General features: G+C 66.9%; 17 protein-coding genes. 10 read left to right on the forward strand and 7 right to left on the reverse strand.

What is annotated here, in order from left to right; translation table 11 throughout:
- The first annotated feature begins 26 nt into the window (after window positions 1-26).
- Window positions 27-215, forward strand: a complete 189-nt coding sequence (locus BMX16_RS01415) for a hypothetical protein (RefSeq protein WP_089897913.1) — start codon at window positions 27-29, stop codon at window positions 213-215.
- A gap of 284 nt (window positions 216-499) precedes the next feature.
- Here the strand turns inward: BMX16_RS01415 and BMX16_RS01420 are convergent, their stop codons facing one another.
- Window positions 500-1306, reverse strand: coding sequence for a lysozyme family protein (locus BMX16_RS01420; RefSeq protein WP_089897915.1), 807 nt, complete (start codon window positions 1304-1306; stop codon window positions 500-502).
- A gap of 140 nt (window positions 1307-1446) precedes the next feature.
- On the opposite strand from BMX16_RS01420, the gene BMX16_RS01425 reads away from it, so the two are divergent.
- From BMX16_RS01425 to BMX16_RS01450, 6 genes are all read left to right on the forward strand, one after another.
- On the forward strand, window positions 1447-1689 hold the full coding sequence (locus BMX16_RS01425; RefSeq protein WP_089897917.1) for a DUF3072 domain-containing protein: 243 nt from the start codon (window positions 1447-1449) through the stop codon (window positions 1687-1689).
- Window positions 1690-1758: 69 nt separating this feature from the next.
- Complete coding sequence (locus tag BMX16_RS01430) at window positions 1759-4041, forward strand: NADP-dependent malic enzyme (RefSeq protein WP_089897919.1); 2283 nt, start codon at window positions 1759-1761, stop codon at window positions 4039-4041.
- A complete protein-coding gene (locus tag BMX16_RS01435) occupies window positions 4038-5012 on the forward strand; it encodes a hypothetical protein (RefSeq protein ID WP_245731203.1) in 975 nt (324 codons plus the stop codon). The genes BMX16_RS01430 and BMX16_RS01435 overlap by 4 nt, the downstream gene beginning before the upstream one ends.
- 57 nt (window positions 5013-5069) lie before the next feature.
- Window positions 5070-5858, forward strand: a complete 789-nt coding sequence (locus BMX16_RS01440) for a hypothetical protein (RefSeq protein WP_089897921.1) — start codon at window positions 5070-5072, stop codon at window positions 5856-5858.
- Window positions 5859-6064: 206 nt separating this feature from the next.
- Complete coding sequence (locus tag BMX16_RS01445) at window positions 6065-7960, forward strand: AMP-binding protein (RefSeq protein ID WP_089897923.1); 1896 nt, start codon at window positions 6065-6067, stop codon at window positions 7958-7960.
- Window positions 7957-8271: a VOC family protein gene (locus BMX16_RS01450; protein WP_089897925.1), complete on the forward strand. Its 315-nt coding sequence runs from the start codon at window positions 7957-7959 to the stop codon at window positions 8269-8271. The genes BMX16_RS01445 and BMX16_RS01450 overlap by 4 nt, the downstream gene beginning before the upstream one ends.
- A gap of 132 nt (window positions 8272-8403) precedes the next feature.
- Here BMX16_RS01450 and BMX16_RS01455 read toward each other — a convergent pair whose 3' ends face one another.
- Together BMX16_RS01455 and BMX16_RS01460 are read right to left on the reverse strand one after the other, a co-directional pair.
- Window positions 8404-8598, reverse strand: coding sequence for a CsbD family protein (locus tag BMX16_RS01455; protein WP_245731204.1), 195 nt, complete (start codon window positions 8596-8598; stop codon window positions 8404-8406).
- 98 nt (window positions 8599-8696) lie between these two features.
- Window positions 8697-9461: an NAD kinase gene (locus tag BMX16_RS01460; protein WP_089897927.1), complete on the reverse strand. Its 765-nt coding sequence runs from the start codon at window positions 9459-9461 to the stop codon at window positions 8697-8699.
- A gap of 168 nt (window positions 9462-9629) precedes the next feature.
- On the opposite strand from BMX16_RS01460, the gene glyA reads away from it, so the two are divergent.
- Window positions 9630-10925: a serine hydroxymethyltransferase gene (gene glyA, locus BMX16_RS01465; protein ID WP_089897929.1), complete on the forward strand. Its 1296-nt coding sequence runs from the start codon at window positions 9630-9632 to the stop codon at window positions 10923-10925.
- Window positions 10926-11193: 268 nt separating this feature from the next.
- Here the strand turns inward: glyA and BMX16_RS01470 are convergent, their stop codons facing one another.
- Complete coding sequence (locus BMX16_RS01470; RefSeq protein WP_089897932.1) at window positions 11194-11565, reverse strand: hypothetical protein; 372 nt, start codon at window positions 11563-11565, stop codon at window positions 11194-11196.
- A 78-nt stretch (window positions 11566-11643) separates the two neighbouring features.
- Between BMX16_RS01470 and BMX16_RS01475 the strand changes: the two genes are divergently transcribed.
- Window positions 11644-12396 carry an alpha/beta fold hydrolase gene (locus BMX16_RS01475; protein WP_089897934.1) on the forward strand — a complete coding sequence of 251 codons (753 nt, stop codon included), beginning with the start codon at window positions 11644-11646 and terminating at the stop codon, window positions 12394-12396.
- 11 nt (window positions 12397-12407) lie between these two features.
- Window positions 12408-12779: a D-ribose pyranase gene (gene rbsD, locus BMX16_RS01480; RefSeq protein WP_089897936.1), complete on the forward strand. Its 372-nt coding sequence runs from the start codon at window positions 12408-12410 to the stop codon at window positions 12777-12779.
- A gap of 114 nt (window positions 12780-12893) precedes the next feature.
- Here rbsD and BMX16_RS01485 read toward each other — a convergent pair whose 3' ends face one another.
- From BMX16_RS01485 to BMX16_RS01495, 3 genes are all read right to left on the reverse strand, one after another.
- Complete coding sequence (locus BMX16_RS01485; RefSeq protein ID WP_245731205.1) at window positions 12894-13649, reverse strand: ABC transporter permease; 756 nt, start codon at window positions 13647-13649, stop codon at window positions 12894-12896.
- Window positions 13650-13695: 46 nt separating this feature from the next.
- Complete coding sequence (locus tag BMX16_RS01490; RefSeq protein ID WP_089897940.1) at window positions 13696-14481, reverse strand: FAD binding domain-containing protein; 786 nt, start codon at window positions 14479-14481, stop codon at window positions 13696-13698.
- 104 nt (window positions 14482-14585) lie between these two features.
- Window positions 14586-16949, reverse strand: a complete 2364-nt coding sequence (locus tag BMX16_RS01495) for a xanthine dehydrogenase family protein molybdopterin-binding subunit (RefSeq protein WP_089897942.1) — start codon at window positions 16947-16949, stop codon at window positions 14586-14588.
- Between the last annotated feature and the right edge of the window lie 102 nt (window positions 16950-17051).

Here is a 17051-nt window from a genome sequence, read left to right on the forward strand (position 1 = left end):
CGCCACATCCACAGGGGGAACCGATCATGACGACCGGACCGACGATGCTTGAAGACCACCACATGATGAACGGCGAACAGGCCGCGATCCTGCAGGAGTTGTGTTCGGCGACTGGCCACCCGTTCGAAGATCAGATGACCGCAGACAGTGCCGACGCGCTGATCGCCGAGCTTTCGGCGCTGACCGCCGACCGGGACGCCGACCCAACCACATAGGCCTACGAGCCACGATGTTCGGGTGAAACCGCCAGGTTTTCGCGCACCATGTGCAACGTGGGCCAGCGGTCACTGATTGATCAGATATGCAAAGCCGAGGCTTTGCGCAGCGGCATATGCATTAAGTCGTGTGGATCCTATCGTCGCCAAGACGCCACCGCCCACCTCGCTTTGAAACCTGGCAATCGCGACGTGCGCCATGCGAGGCCGCTATAACGTGAAGTGGTCGATCTGCCGCGCTGTCAGTCCGACGGCATCGGCCTACCGCCGAGCTGGTGCCCCCGTCATCCCGGAAAGATGGTCCGCATTTCTGCATCGTAACGCGCCCATGTCATCGTCGCGTGATTGCCAGCATAGCCATGATAGTAGCTGCGCCCGTTGGACGTCGGCAGTCCGGCCCAGATCTTGGCCAGATTGTTCATGAACGCGACCCGGTCGATCCGCCCTGCGGTCAGGTCTGCGAACCCCGCCTCGGCCAGCAGCACATCGGCCAGCGCATCCTGCACTTGCGGCGTGAATTGCGCACGCGGATCGATCCCGGTGATGTCGACCAGACGCCGCAGGGTCGGCGGGATGAACTGATAACGTCCGATCGCATGCGGCTGGCCCGGCGTGGCGTCGATCCATGCATAGATCTCTGCGATGGTCAACGCGGTCGGCGGGCGGCCCGGTTTGACCCGTGCGCCGTACTGGACGGCGTCGTAACCGGCGGGTCCCGCCTCTGCCGCAGCGATCAGATGGCGCACGCGGTCGGCCGTGTCGCCACCCCCGGGCAGCACCGGCATGGACCGCCCGGAATTGCCGTCGGTGCCGACCGTCCTGTCCCGTGGCGGCAGGGGTGCAAAGAAACTGCGTCCCGTCGCGCCGGCGAACAGGCTGGCCGACCGGACCGTCGCCCCGTCCGTCTGCACGCCGGTTTGCATTACGGCCGGTATGCCGACGCCGACAGCCGATTCATCTGGCGTCGTCAGGGCCGGCAGGATCGGCATCCGCCCCGCCAGCGACAAGGCATCAGCGGGCGCATCTTCCGGCACGGCGATGATCAGGCCCAGCAGAAAGGTGGCAAGCGAGAAGCGTCGGAACGGTGTCATGCGGCCCCTTTCATCCGGTCATGCCGCAGGATTGATGCAAATGGATAAAGATTTGGTTCCTTCTCCACCGCCGCAGCGGGTCCGAGGGGAACAATCCCGCCTGTCGGAACATTGGGTGAACACAATCAAAAGGACATCCCATGACCGACGACCGCAAGCAGCAACCCGAAGACCTCAGCCACCCCAAGACCGACGCCCCCGGCAATGCGGACAAGCCTGTCGACGACTGGGTAACCGGAGACGAGGCGATGACCGGCGCGCAGGCCAGCTACTTGCAGACCCTGTCCGAGGAGGCCAAGGAGCCCTTCGACGCCAACCTGACCAAGGCCGAGGCGTCCAAGCGGATCGACGCCCTGCAGGCCAAGACTGGACGCGGCGCCTGATTGTGGTCTAGCCGCATTGTGCCGGATCGTTTAGGGGTGAACCAGTTTCACCACAGGACGGTCCGGCCCATGAGCGACGACACCCCTTCCGACAGCCTGCGCAAGGCCGCGCTGGAATATCATCAGTTTCCGCGCCCCGGCAAACTGGAGATCCGCGCGACCAAGCCGCTGGCCAACGGTCGCGATCTGGCGCGCGCCTATTCGCCCGGGGTTGCCGAAGCCTGTCTGGAGATCAAACGCGACCCTGGTACCGCCCGCGACTACACCACGCGCGGCAACCTCGTCGGTGTCGTCACCAACGGCACGGCGGTGCTGGGGCTTGGCAACATCGGGGCGCTTGCGTCCAAGCCGGTGATGGAAGGCAAGGCGGTCCTGTTCAAGAAGTTCGCCAACATCGACTGCTTCGACATCGAACTGAACGAGCCGGACCCGGTGAAGCTGGCCGAGATCGTCTGCGCGCTGGAACCAACCTTCGGCGCGATCAACCTCGAGGACATCAAGGCCCCCGACTGTTTCGTGGTCGAGGAGATCTGCCGTCAACGCATGAACATCCCCGTGTTCCACGACGACCAGCACGGCACCGCCATCGTCGTGGGCGCCGGCATCACCAACGCGCTGAAGATTGCGCGCAAGAATTTCGCCGACGTGAAGGTCGTGTCCACGGGCGGCGGTGCGGCCGGCATCGCCTGTCTGAACATGCTGCTGAAACTCGGCGTGCGGCGCGAGAACGTGTTCCTCTGCGACCTCGCAGGCCTCGTCTACAACGGCCGCACCGCAGACATGACCGATCAGAAAGCGGCGTATGCGCAAGGCGACGCGCCCCGCACGCTGGATGACGTGATCGCGGGGGCGGACGTGTTCCTTGGCCTGTCGGGCCCCGGCGTGCTGACGCCCGCCATGGTAGGCAGGATGGCCGACGTGCCGATCATCTTCGCGCTGGCCAACCCCAGCCCGGAGATCGACCCGGCCGCCGCCCGCGCCGTCAACCCGCGGGCGATCATCGCTACGGGGCGGTCGGACTTTCCCAATCAGGTCAACAACGTGCTGTGCTTTCCGTTCATCTTTCGCGGTGCGCTGGATGCGGGGGCGACCACCATCAACGACGAGATGAAGATCGCCTGCATCGAAGGCATCGCGGCCATGGCCCGCGCGACCACAAGCGCCGAGGCGGCGGCGGCCTATCAGGGCGAGCAACTGACCTTTGGTCCCGAGTACCTGATCCCGAAACCATTCGATCCGCGCCTGATGGGCGTCGTGGCCTCCGCCGTGGCCCGCGCCGCGGGCGAAACCGGCGTCGCCACCCGCCCCATCGCCGACATGGACGCCTACAAGCGGCAGCTGGACGCGAGCGTGTTTAAATCAGCGCTGATCATGCGCCCGGTGTTCGCCGCCGCCCGTGCCGTGTCGCGCCGCATCGTGTTCGCCGAAGGCGAGGACGAGCGTGTGCTGCGCACCGCACAGGCGATCATGGAAGACACGACAGAAGTGCCGATCCTGATCGGTCGCCCCGACGTGATCGTCGCGCGCTGCGAACGCGCGGGCCTCGACATCCGGCCAGACACGCATTTCGAGGTGGTGAACCCCGAGAGCGACTCCCGCTACCGCGACTACTGGGGCACGTATCACGAGATCATGGCCCGCAAGGGCGTGACCCCGGACCTCGCCCGTGCCGTCATGCGCACCAATACCACCGCGATCGGTGCGGTCATGGTGCAGCGCAACGAGGCGGATTCGCTGATCTGCGGCACCTTCGGGCAGTATCTGTGGCACCTGAACTACATCCAGCAGATCCTCGGCACGGCGGCCATGCAGCCTGTCGCCGCCCTGTCATTGATGATCCTGGAAAGCGACACGCTGTTCATCGCCGACACGCAGGTGCACGAGGAACCGACGCCGCAGCAGATCGCCGACACGGTGATCGGGGCCGCGCGTCACATCCGCCGCTTCGGCGTGGAGCCGCGCATCGCGCTATGCTCGCACAGCCAGTTCGGCAACTTGGACAGCAACTCGGGCCGCCGGATGCGCGCCGCCATGGACATCCTGCACGGCACGCCAAGGGATTTCGCGTTCGAGGGCGAAATGCACATCGACAGCGCCCTCGACGTGGACCTGCGGGCGCGGATCTTTCCGGGGGCGCATCTGGACGGGCCTGCGAACTGCCTCGTGTTCGCCAACGCCGACGCGGCGTCCGGCGTGCGCAACATCCTCAAGATGAAGGGCAACGCGCTGGAGGTCGGTCCGATCTTGATGGGGATGGGCAACCGCGCGCATATCGTGACGCCGTCGATCACGGCGCGCGGATTGCTGAACATGTCCGCCATCGCGGGCACGCCGGTGGCGCATTACGGATGACCGGGCCGAGGCCCGACATCGGGATGACCGGGCCGAGGCCCGACATCGGGATGACCGGGCCGGGGCCCGACATCGGGATGACCGGACCGTCGCCCGACATCGGGATGACCGGACCGTCGCCCGACATCGGGATGACCGGGCCGGGGTCCGACATCGGGATGAAGCCGGCGAGCCCTGCCCCCGTGCCCGTCATCGCCTGCTTCAAATGGGGCGCGGGCTATCCGGCGGCTGACACCAACGTCCTGTTCCGGGCGCTGCGCGACCTGATGGGCGTGCCGCACCGCTTCGTCTGCGTGACCGACGACGGCACCGGGCTGGACGACGGCATCGAGGTTCTGCCCCTGCCCGCCTTCGCCCTGCCCCACGGCCATTGGACCCCCGGCATGTGGCCGAAGCTTGCGATCTTCGCCCCCGGCCTGTTCGCGGACGGCACCCCTGTGTTGTTGATGGACGTGGACGTGATGGTGCTGCGCGACCTCGCCCCCCTCGTCGACCGGGTGCGGGCGCAGCCGGGACTGCACATCATCCGCGACTGGCCCAACCTGACAGAGCGTGTCACGCCGTGGCGCGCCAAGGGGCCGCGTCTGTCGAACAGCTCCGTCGTAGGGTTCACGGCGGGGACGCAGGGCCAGATCTGGGACGCGTTCCACACCGCCGGATGGGACACGCTTGCCCCGCAGGTCAATGATCAGGACTTCATCCACCACCACGCGCAAGACCGGCTGCATTGGCCCGACGGCTGGGTGCTCAGCTTCAAGAAATCCGTGGTCTGGCATGTGCCGCTGAACTATCTGGCCGCCCCCGCCCGTCCGCGCGAGGCCTTCGTCGTGGCCTTTCACGGCAAACCAGACATGGCCGACCTGCTGCAGGCACCGGGCGTGCGCTGGGGCACGAAGGAACGCTTCGGCCGTGCCCCGGTGCCGTGGGTCATGGACTACCAGCGGCGCTACGGGGATGCGCCCCCCGCTTAACACCTGCAGTGCACTCTGCTAGGAGCGCACCGAACTCTGGTCCAAAGGCCGCGCCACATGTCCCCCATCCCCGCCATCGTCTGCCTGAAATGGGGCAAGGGCTATCCGGTCCGCGACACCAACATCCTCTTCCGCGCACTGACGGACCTGATGACGCAGCCGTTCCGCTTCGTCTGCCTGACCGACGACCCCGCAGGTCTCGACGCAGGGATCGACGCGGTGGCGCTGCCCGCGTTCGCGCTGTCGCGCGACCACTGGACACCGGGCATGTGGCCAAAGCTGAGCGTCTTTGCCCCGGGCCTGTTCGCGCCCGGCACGCCGGTGCTGCTGATGGACGTGGACGTGGTGGTGGCCCGCGACCTGTCCCCCCTGATCGACCGCATCCGTCAGGTGCCGGGTCTGCACATCATCCACGACTGGCACGACACGCACGAACGCTGGTTCCCCCGCCTGTTCCCCCGCGTGCGCGGATCGAACAGTTCCGTCGTGGGGTTCGTCGCGGGCACCCAGGCCCAGATCTGGGACCGCTTCCATACGCAGGACTTCGACACCCTGCGCAGCCACGGCAACGACCAGACCTTCATCCACCACAATGCCACCGACCGCCACTTCTGGCCGACAGGCTGGGTCCTCAGCTTCAAGAAATCGCTGGCGTGGCACATGCCGGTGAACTTCGTCCGCGCCGTGCCCGGTCCGGGCGACGCCTTCGTCGTGGCCTTCCACGGCGTACCCAACCCCCATGACCTCGCGCAACCCAAGGGCACCCGCTGGGGCACGCCGGAAAAGTTCGGCTACAGCCCCGTGCCCTGGGTCGCCGCCTATCTGGCGCGCTACGGCCGCGACTGAAGCGGGGCCGGTCCTCCCTTCTTCTGGTTGGAAATATCCCGGAGGTCTGGAGGCAGCGCCTCCAGCCGGCCCCCGGGGGCCGGTCGCGTCCTGTCACCCCCCTGATTTGTCAACGAATTGACAATCCGTCCGGTCCAGCGCCACCGCCACTTGCCGCCCCCCCGCGCCCTGCCTATCCATATCTCACACGTTTGGGAGGACGAGGGATGAGCTACGCTGAGGTCTATGCACGCTGGCAGGCCGACCCGGAGGCATTCTGGATGGCGCAGGCCGACCGGATCGATTGGATCAAACCGCCCACCCGCGCCCTCGACGACAGCAACGCCCCCTTCTACCGCTGGTTCGCCGACGGCGTGCTGAACGCCTGCCACAACGCGGTGGACCGGCATGTGGCGGGGGGTCGGGCCGATCAGGTGGCGATCATCACCGACAGCGCGATCACCGGCACCGTCATCCGCATGACCTTTGCAGAGCTTCAAGCTGCGACCGCCAGCCTTGCCGGTGCGCTGCGGGACAAGGGCATCGGGATGGGCGACCGGGTCATCATCTACATGCCCATGGTGGCCGAGGCGATCGTGGCGATGCTGGCCTGTGCGCGCATCGGTGCGGTGCATTCGGTGGTGTTCGGCGGCTTCGCCGCGCACGAACTGGCGGTGCGCATCGACGATGCCACGCCAAAGGCGATCATCGGCGCCTCCTGCGGGCTGGAGCCGGGGCGCACCGTCGCCTACAAACCGCTGATCGACGCCGCCGTCGCACAGGCGCGGCACAAGATCGACTTCACCATCATCCTGCAGCGCGATCAGTTGACCTGCGACCTGACCCCGGGGTTCGACCACGACTGGCACGCGGTGCAGCAGGGTGTCGTCCCCGCCGACTGCGTCCCCGTCGCGGGCGATCATCCGGCCTATGTCCTCTATACCTCCGGCACCACGGGTGCGCCGAAAGGCGTGGTGCGGCACACCGGCGGGCATCTGGTCGCGCTCTACTGGACGATGAAGAACATCTACAACGTCGACCCCGGCGACGTGTTCTGGGCCGCGTCCGACGTGGGCTGGGTCGTGGGGCACAGCTACATCTGCTATGGCCCGCTGATCCACGGCAACACCACCATCGTGTTCGAAGGCAAGCCGGTTGGCACCCCTGACGCCAGCACCTACTGGCGCGTCATTCAGGACCACAAGGTGCGCAGCCTGTTCACCGCGCCCACGGCATTCCGCGCGATCAAGCGCGACGATCCCACGGGTGCGCTGATCGCGGGCTACGACATCAGCAGCCTGCGCGCGCTCTACCTTGCGGGGGAACGCGCCGACCCGGACACGGTGATCTGGGCGCAGACCGTGATGAAGGTGCCGGTCTACGACCACTGGTGGCAGACCGAATCGGGCTTTCCGATGGTCGCCAACCCGGCGGGTCTGCAGGCGCTGCCCGTCAAGATCGGCAGCCCCAGCGTGCCGATGCCGGGCTACGACATCCGCATCCTCGACGAGGCGGGGGTCGAGATGCCGCGCGGCGAGTTGGGGGCCATCGCGATCAAGCTGCCCTTGCCGCCGGGCACCCTGCCGACCCTGTGGAACGCCGAGGACCGCTTCCAGACGGCCTACCTCACCACCTTCCCAGGCTATTACGAGACGGGCGATGCGGGTCTGATGGACACGGACGGCTACCTCTATGTCATGGCGCGCACCGACGACGTGATCAACGTGGCGGGCCATCGTCTGTCCACCGGTGCTATGGAGGAGATCCTCGCCAATCACCCGGACGTGGCCGAATGCGCCGTGATCGGCGTGGCGGACGACCTGAAGGGTCAGTTGCCGATGGGCTTCGTATGCACCAACAAGGGCACCACCCGCCCGGAGGCGGAGATCGTGGCGGACTGCATCCGCATGGTGCGCGACGCCATCGGCCCCGTCGCGGCGTTCAAGTTGGTCGCCGTGGTGGACCGCCTGCCCAAGACCCGGTCCGGCAAGATCCTGCGTCGCACCATGGTCAGCGTGTGCGACGGGGCTGAGGTCAAGGTGCCAGCCACCATCGACGATCCCGCGATCCTCGACGAGATCCGTGTCGCCGTCAGGTCGCTGGGGTATGGCGGGGTCGCGTGACCCGCGTCTTCGACCACGTCACCCTCGGCATCCATGACAAGGTCTGTGCGCAGCGGCTCTACGATGCGGTGATGTCCGCACTGGATATATCGCTGCTCTGGCGGCCCGAGACGATGCTGACCTACGGCCCGCCGGACGGGGATGTGTTCGGCCCGCAATGCGACGGGGACGGTCCACGTCACGGCAGACATGACGCGTTTCTGGCAGCCGACTGCGCTGCGGTCGACCGTTTCCACGCGGCGGCTGTGGCAAACGGTGGCCGGGACGATGTCCCGCCGGGGCTGAGGACCGGGTACCATCCGCACTATTAAGCCGCCTTCGTCCGCGATCCCGATGGCAACCTGATCGAGGCGGTGTGTCATGCATTGCAAGCCTAGCACACTCCCACGAAAAACCCCGCCTGCTGTCGCAGACGGGGCATTCGCGTCGTCATGTCGTGATGATCAGATCTTGTCGCCCAGCGCGCCCTTGACGGTGCCGGTCGCGTTCTGAACGTCGCCCTTGGTCTTCTGCGCTTGACCTTCTGCTTCCAGACGGTCGTTGTCCGTGGCCTTGCCGACGGCCTCCTTGGCGGACCCTGCCACTTTGTTGGCGGCTGCTTTGGCCTTGTCTGCGAATTCACCCATGATGATCTCCATTGATAAGCAGGCATGTCGGCGTCGGTCATCGTCGCCAGTGCCTATGGATTTCAAACACCGACGCGCAAGAATAGTTCCCGACGCGCACCGCGCATCGGTCAGGCGAACTGTTCCTGAAACAGGCGCTCTTCCAGCCCATGCCCCGGATCGAACAGGATCCGGTGCCGCACGGTCGGGTCGGACCGGATCTCCACGCTGACCACGTCGCGCACGGCCTTGCCATCCGCGTCGGCCATCACGGGCCGCTTTTCGGGGTTCAGCACGTCGATGCGCACCACCGCCTTCTTGGGCAGCAGCGCGCCGCGCCAGCGCCGTGGCCGGAACGCCGCCATCGCGGTCAGCGCCAGCACGTCGGACCCGATCGGCAGGATCGGCCCGTGCGCGGAATAGTTGTAGGCCGTCGATCCCGCCGGCGTCGCCACCAGCGCCCCGTCGCAGACCAGTTCCGGCATCCGCAGCACGCCGTCCACGGTGATGCGCAGCTTGGCCGCCTGCGGACCCGCACGCAGCAGGGATACCTCGTTGATCGCCAGCGCCGTGTGCATGGACCCATCGGCGGACAGCGCGGTCATGCTGAGCGGGTTGATGATCTCTTCCTCGGCCGCCTGCAGGCGGTGGATCAGCCGGTCGGCGGCGTATTCGTTCATCATGAAGCCGACGGTGCCGCGGTTCATGCCATAGACCGGCACGTCCAGCGTCTCGGTCGCGTGCAGGGTCTGCAGCATGAACCCGTCGCCCCCCAGCGCCACGACGAACTGCGCCGCCTCCGGCGCCACCTGACCGTGCAGCGCCACGAGCTCGGCCAGGGCCGCCTGTGCCATGGGCACGGGGCTGGCCAGAAAGGCGATCCTCAGACGGGGCATGGCGGTGTACTGCGCAACATGCCCCGATCAGTCCACGATGTAGGACAGGAAGGCAAGCGCACCGCACCGCCCTGCATTTGCCCCAGGGTCATTTTGCCGCTTTTGACACGGCCCCGTTTCGCGTAGAAGGCGCGCAGAATGCGCAACCCTGCCCCGGAAGGACACGCCATGAACGCCCCCACCCGCGACGACGGCTTCTTCACCGAAACGCTCGCCACCCGCGACCCAGAGCTGGCCGCCGCGATGACCGCCGAACTCGGTCGCCAGCGCAAGGAGATCGAGCTGATCGCCTCCGAGAACATCGTGAGCGCCGCGGTGATGGAGGCGCAGGGCGGCGTCATGACGAACAAGTACGCCGAAGGCTATCCGGGCAAACGCTATTACGGCGGCTGCCAGCACGTGGACGTGGCCGAAAACCTCGCCATCGACCGTGCGAAACAGCTGTTCGGCTGCGGCTTTGCCAATGTGCAGCCGAACTCCGGCTCTCAGGCCAACCAGGGCGTGTTCCAGGCGCTGCTCGCTCCCGGCGACACCATCCTCGGCATGAGCCTTGATGCAGGCGGCCACCTGACCCACGGGGCCAAGCCGAACCAGTCGGGCAAGTGGTTCAACGCCATCCAGTACGGCGTGCGCCAGCAGGATCTGGAACTGGACTACGATCAGGTCGCGGCCCTCGCGACCGAACATAGCCCCAAGATGATCATCGCCGGTGGCTCCGCCATTCCCCGCATCATCGACTTCGCCCGCATGCGCGAAATCGCGGACAGCGTCGGTGCCTACCTGCTGGTGGACATGGCCCACTTCGCGGGCCTCGTGGCGGCGGGTCACTACCCCTCGCCCTTCCCGCACGCCCATGTCGCCACCACGACGACGCACAAGACCCTGCGCGGCCCGCGCGGCGGCATGATCCTGACCAACGACGATGCGATCGCCAAGAAGGTCAACTCGGCCATCTTCCCGGGCATCCAGGGCGGCCCGCTGATGCATGTCATCGCAGCCAAGGCGGTCGCCTTCGGTGAAGCACTCCGCCCCGAGTTCAAGGATTACCAGCGTCAGGTCATCAAGAACGCGCAGGCGCTGGCGGACGAGTTGATGAAGGGTGGCCTCGACATCGTGACGGGCGGCACCGACACGCACCTGATGTTGGTCGACCTGCGCCCCAAGAGCGTCAAGGGCAACGCCACCGAAGAGGCGCTCGGCCGCGCCCACATCACCTGCAACAAGAACGGCATCCCCTTCGATCCGGAGAAGCCGACGATCACCTCCGGCGTGCGCCTCGGCACACCTGCGGGCACGACACGCGGCTTCACGGAAACCGAGTTCCGCCAGATCGGGCGCTGGATCGTTCAGGTCGTCGATGGCCTCGCAGCCAACGGCAGCGACGGCAATGCCGAGGTCGAGGCCGAAGTCCGCGCACAGGTCGAAGCGCTCTGCGACGCCTTTCCGATATATCCCGGACTGTGATCCCGCAGCCGTGCCCGGCAGCCGCTGCGCTGCCGGGCACGCTTCGAAAAATAACCCGCCGCCGCTCAGCGTGGCACGTGTGACGCGCATCACAGCATCACCCCGATACCTTCACCTGCCACCGACGACATCGCCAAAGGTACGCCGCCGCCCCGCTGCTGCACGACGATCCGACGCCGCATAGCCGCGCCGTCCTCTTCTTCTGGTCAAAAATATCCCGGGGGTGTGGGGGCTGGCCCCCACGACCACCTCAGCCCAGGCGCAACGCTCAGATCCGGCCCTGTGCCCGCAGCGCCCAGACGACGCCACCGAACGCGACGATCGCCACAGCCGCGACACCGGCCAGCCAGCGCAACACATGCGTCTTGCGCACCTCCCATGGGTCGACCGTCGTCAGATGCGCCACGATCCGGTCCCCAGCCAATCCCACCGCCCGGCCATCCACCTGCCGCATCAGCCGAGGGTGCCCGCGCGCCACGTCCGCCGCCACGACCAGCGCCAAATCACGCATCAGACTGCGCGACAGCCGCCGCCCCACGCGGCCTGCCTGCGCCTCCAGCGTCGCACCCTTCAGCCCCAGCCGCGCGGTCAGCAGCGCGTGGATCCGTTCGGTCTTGCGGGTCAGGGGATCTGCGGCCATGACTGTGCCTAGCGCCAAGGGTGGTCCGGCAGCAAGGCCCCGCCCCAGCGCACCACATGGCGGCGAGGGGGTTGCGACATGCTGAATACGGTCCTGCACGGCACCCCCACCGCCGCCCCGCCGCTGCTGATCGCGCATGGGCTGTTCGGCTCAGCCCGCAACTGGGGCGTAATCGCGAAGCGTCTGTCGGACACGCGGCAGGTCATCGCCGTCGATATGCGCAACCATGGGGCCAGTCCCTGGACCGACAGCCACACCTATGCCGACATGGCCGCCGATCTGGCGGAGGTCATCGCGGCCCACGGCGGGCAAGCGGATGTGCTCGGCCATTCCATGGGTGGCAAGGCGGCGATGATGCTGGCCCTCATGCAGCCTGCGCTGGTACACCGCCTGATCGTCGCCGACATCGCGCCGGTGGCCTACAGCCACACCCAGAACGGTCCGCTGAACGCCATGCGTGACCCCGACCTGTCCCGCGTCACCACCCGGCGAGAGGCCCAGGCGATGATGGACCTCGACGACGCCACAGCCACGTTTCTGCTGCAAAGCCTCGATCTGGCGGCCCGTCGCTTCACGCTGAACCTCGACACGCTGTCGCGCGACATGGACGCCATCGTCGGCTGGCCCGCGGTGACGGGCCGCTTCGATGGTCCCACCCTGTTTCTGCGCGGCGACCAGTCCGACTACGTGCCCGACAGCGCAATCCAGACGATCGAGGCCCTGTTTCCCGCCGCCCGGATCTGCACCATCCCCGACGCGGGCCACTGGCTGCACGCGGCGCAACCCCGCCTGACAGAGGCTGCCGTGCGCGCCTTCCTCAGCGCAGCCTAAGAGGTCACCGTATGAAGAAAACAGGCCTCCTCCATGCCGACCTGTCAGGCGTCATCGCGCGCATGGGGCACGGCGACATGCTGGTGATCGGCGATGCGGGCCTGCCGGTGCCGCCCGGTATCCCCTGCATCGACCTTGCCCTGACGCACGGCATCCCGTCCTTTGCACAGGTGCTGGCCGCCGTCCTGACCGAGTTGCAGGTCGAACGCTGCACCATGGCGCAGGAGGCGTCTGCGGGTCTCCACGCCCTTGCGCCGCTGCCGCCTGCCCTCATGTCGCACGACGCGTTCAAGGTGCTGACCCGCGACGCCCGGGCCGTGGTCCGCACCGGCGAGGTGACGCCCTACGCCAACATCGTCCTGCACGCGGGCGTCACGTTCTAGCACCTTGCCTCAGGTCCGGGCACCGCGCCATCGCGCATGACCGGACCCGACGGGTGACAGGTCCGCTTCTCAGCCCGCCCATCGCCTCGCGCGGACCCGTCACTAACCTCCGTGCTAGGCGACCACCATCCGCCACCGGGTCACATGGCCTTCCCAGCGCTGCAACAGACCATATTCGATGGTCAGCATCACGATGATGAACGATAGCGCATAGGCCATGACGCTGGCCACGTCGAACAGCTGGAAATAAAGATGGATCTGATAGCCGATCCCGTCGGGACGGCCCAGAAACTCGACCACCAGCACCAGCTTCCAGATGATCGCCAGCCCGTTGCGCGCGGCCCCCGCCAGATAGGGGGCGAGCTGCGGCAGCACCACATGCCGCACCCGCGCGCCCCACGACAACCGATAGACACGCGCCATGTCGGCCAGTGGCCGGTCCAGCGTCCGCGCACCCTCGCGCAGGGCGACAGCGACGGTCGCCATCTTGTTGAAGGCCACCGCCGTGATCGCGGCGGTCTCGTTCAGCCCGATCCACAGATAGCAGAGCACGATCACGATCAGGGCAGGCAGGTTCAGCGCCACAACCAGCCAGGGATCGATCCATCGGTTCACCCTCGGCATCGTGCCCAGCAGCACACCCAGCACCGCGCCCAGGCCCATCGCCAAACCGAAGGCCGCTACCACCCGCGTCAGCGTGGCCCCTAGATGCGCCAGCAACGGCCCTGCCGTCACCTCTGACCACAGGATTGCGGCGACCGCCGCGGGCCCCGGAAACGTGCGGGGTGTGGCAACCCACGCGGCCACACCCCACCACACCACCACCAGCGCCATCAGGGACATCACCGTCACGGCCCTGTCGCGCACCACCGTCGTGATCATCGCGACGATGGGTCAGGGGCTTGTCCGCTGCCCCTCACGCCGCGTGCATGACCGCGCGCTTCGCCATCACGCCACACAGATGCGCGCGATAGGCCTTGTCGCCATGCAGATCCGCGATCATGTGATCCGGGTCCATCGCCAACCCGTCGAGGGCGGATGCCTCGAACCGCGCCGACAGTGCCGCCTCCGCCTCGGCCCAGCGGAACACGCCGGTCTCGGACGCGCCGGTGATCGCCACCCGCACGCCGTCCGCGAACTTCGCCACAAAGACCGCCACCAGCGGAAAGCGCGACGCGGGCTGGATGAACTTCTCGTAAGCCGCGACCTGCGGCACCGGGAATTTCACCTCCGTCACGATCTCGCCGTCCTCCAGCGCGGTCGCGAACATTCCCTGGAAATAGTCGTCGGCCGCGATCTCGCGCCGGTCGGTGCAGATCGTGGCCCCGGACCCGAGCGCCGCTGCCGGATAGCAGGCGGACGGGTCGTTGTTCGCAAGGCTTCCACCGATGGTGCCACGGGTCCGCACCGCCGGATCGCCGATGCGCGCCGCCAGATGCGCCAGCGCCGGATAGGCAACCGCCTCTGCCGCGACGGTGCCATGGGTCGTCGCCCCCTTGATGCAGATGCGCCCCTCGGCGTCGGTGCTGACGCCCTTCAGCTCCGGTATGCTGTGCAGGCTGATCAGCTTGCCGGGATCAGCCAGCCGCGCCTTCAGCGTCGGGATCAGCGTCTGGCCGCCGGACAGCGGTTGCCCGCCCGCGGCCATGGCCTTGACCGCCGCGTCCAGTGTCGTGGGTCGTTCGAGGTCGAATGCATACATGACGTGTCGTCCTTGTCCTGTGACCAGCCCGGCAGTCCCCTGCTTCTTCTGGTCAAAAATATCCCGGGGTCCGGGGCAGCGCCCCGGAACACCCTCACCCCATTTTACTGCATCGCCGCCCAGACGCGGGACGGCGTCAGCGGCATGTCGATATGCGCGACCGCCTTGCCGGACCCCGACGCGATCGCGTCGATCACCGCATTCACGACGCTGGGCGGCGATCCGATGGCACCGGCCTCGCCGCAGCCCTTCACGCCGAGGGGGTTGTGCGTGCACGGCGTCTGGCAGGAATGGTCGACCGTGTAAAACGGCACGTCCAGTGCGCGCGGCATCGCGTAGTCCATATAGGACGCGCTCAGCAGCTGGCCGTCCGCGTCATAGACGCAGCCTTCCAGCATGGCCTGACCGATGCCCTGCGCGATCCCGCCATGCACCTGACCCGTGACGATCATCGGGTTGATGATGTTGCCGAAATCGTCCGCCGCGCTGAACCGGTCGATCTTCACATGACCCGTCTCCGGGTCCAGCTCGACCTCGCAGGCATAGGCACCGCTGGGATAGGTGAAGTTGGCCGGATCGTAGAAGGCCGTCTCCTCCAGCCCCGGTTCGATGTCGGTCAGCGGATAGTTGTGCGGCACGTAGGCTGCGAGCGTCACGTCGCCCCAGGCCACGGACTTGTCGGTGCCCGCCACGCTGAACCGGCCGTCCTTCAGCTCGATGTCGCCGTCGGAGGCTTCCAGCAGGTGGGCCGCGATCTTCTTGGCCTTGTTGATGACCTTCTCGGCGGCGCGGACCATGGCCGATCCGCAGACCGCAAGGCTGCGCGAGCCGTAGGTGCCCATGCCGAACGGGATCTTCGAGGTGTCGCCATGCACGATCGTGATCTGATCCTCGGGTATGCCGATCATCTCGGAGATCACCTGTGGAAAGGACGTCTCGTGGCCCTGCCCGTGGCTGTGCGCGCCGACCATGACGCTGATGCTGCCGGTGGCGTTCACCCGCACCGTCGCCGCGTCATAGAGACCCGCCCGCGCCCCAAGCTGCCCTACCAGGTTCGATGGCGCGATGCCGCAGGCTTCGATGTAGCAGTTGATGCCCAGACCGCGCAGCTTGCCGTTCCGCTCGCTCTCGGCGCGACGCGCCTTGAAGCCCGCGAAATCGGCGATCTCCTCCAGCTTGTCCATCGTCGCATGGTAGTCTCCGGTGTCGTATTCCACCGCCACGGGCGTGGCATAGGGGAACTCGGTGATGAAGTTCTGCCGCCGCAGCGCGATCGGATCGACGCCAAGCTCGCGCGCGGCCATGTCGATGACCCGCTCCAGCTGATAGGTGGCCTCGGGCCGGCCCGCGCCGCGATAGGCATCGACGGGCACGGTGTTGGTGAACACCGCCTTCACGTTCACATAGACATGCGGCGTCTTGTAGTTGCCGGCCATCAGCGTGCCGTGCAGCCACGTCGGGACCGAGGATGCGAAGGTGCTGAGGTAGGCACCCATGTTGGCGTAGGTCTCGGTGCGCACGGCGACGAAGTTGTTGTCCGCATCCAGCGCCAGTTCGATCTTGGTCACATGATCACGGCCATGCGCGTCGGACATGAACGCTTCCGACCGGGTGCTGGTCCACTTGACGGGGCGGTTCAGCGCCTTGGCCGCGAAGGTGCAGAACGCCTCTTCCGCATAGTGGAAGATCTTGGTGCCGAAGCCGCCGCCCACGTCGGGGGCCACGACCCGCAGCTTGTGCTCCGGGATGCCCAGCACGAAAGCGCCCATCAGCAGACGGATCACATGCGGGTTCTGCGACGTGGTGTGCAGCGTGTGCATGTCGTCGGAGCGGTTGTATTCGCCCACCGCCACGCGTGGCTCCATCGGGTTGGCGACCAGACGGTTGTTCACCAGCTCCAGCGTCGTGACATGCGCCGCACCCTTGATCGCCGCATCGACGGCATCGCGGTTGTCCTCGACGAAACCCCAGTCATAGCAAAGGTTTGAGGTCAGTTCCTCATGCACCTTGACCGAGCTGTCCGATACCGCCGCCTTCATGTCGATCACGGCGGGCAGCGTCTCGTAGTCCAGCACGATCGCTTCGGCGGCGTCGCGGGCCTGCGCCAGCGTGTCGGCCACGACGGCGCAGATCGGCTCGCCCACGTGGCGGATCTTGCCGTGCGCCAGCACCGGGTGGCGCGGTTCCTGCATCGGCTGGCCGAAGCGGTCGGTGATCAGCCAGCCGCAGGGAATGCCGCCCACCGCCTCGAAATCCGCGCCGGTGAACACGCGGTGCACGCCGGGCATCGCTTCGGCAGCCGCCGTGTCGACGCCGTTCAGTTTCGCATGGGCCATGTCGGCGCGCAGGAAGTGCACGTGAAGCTGACCGAAGATGTTGATGTCATCCGTGTAGTTCCCTGAGCCTGTCAGAAACCGCACGTCCTCGCGCCGTTTGCTGCTGGCACCGATTCCACTGTCCTTGGGCATGTATCGCTCCTCCCAGAGTATGCAGGTCCGGCGCGTGTCGCAGCCCCCTGCTTCTTCTCGTTAAAAATATCCTGTGGGGCGGTGCAGCCGGGGGGCTGGCCC

Origin of the sequence: Loktanella fryxellensis, from assembly GCF_900110065.1 — a bacterium.
GTDB classification, from domain to species: Bacteria; Pseudomonadota; Alphaproteobacteria; order Rhodobacterales; family Rhodobacteraceae; genus Loktanella; species Loktanella fryxellensis.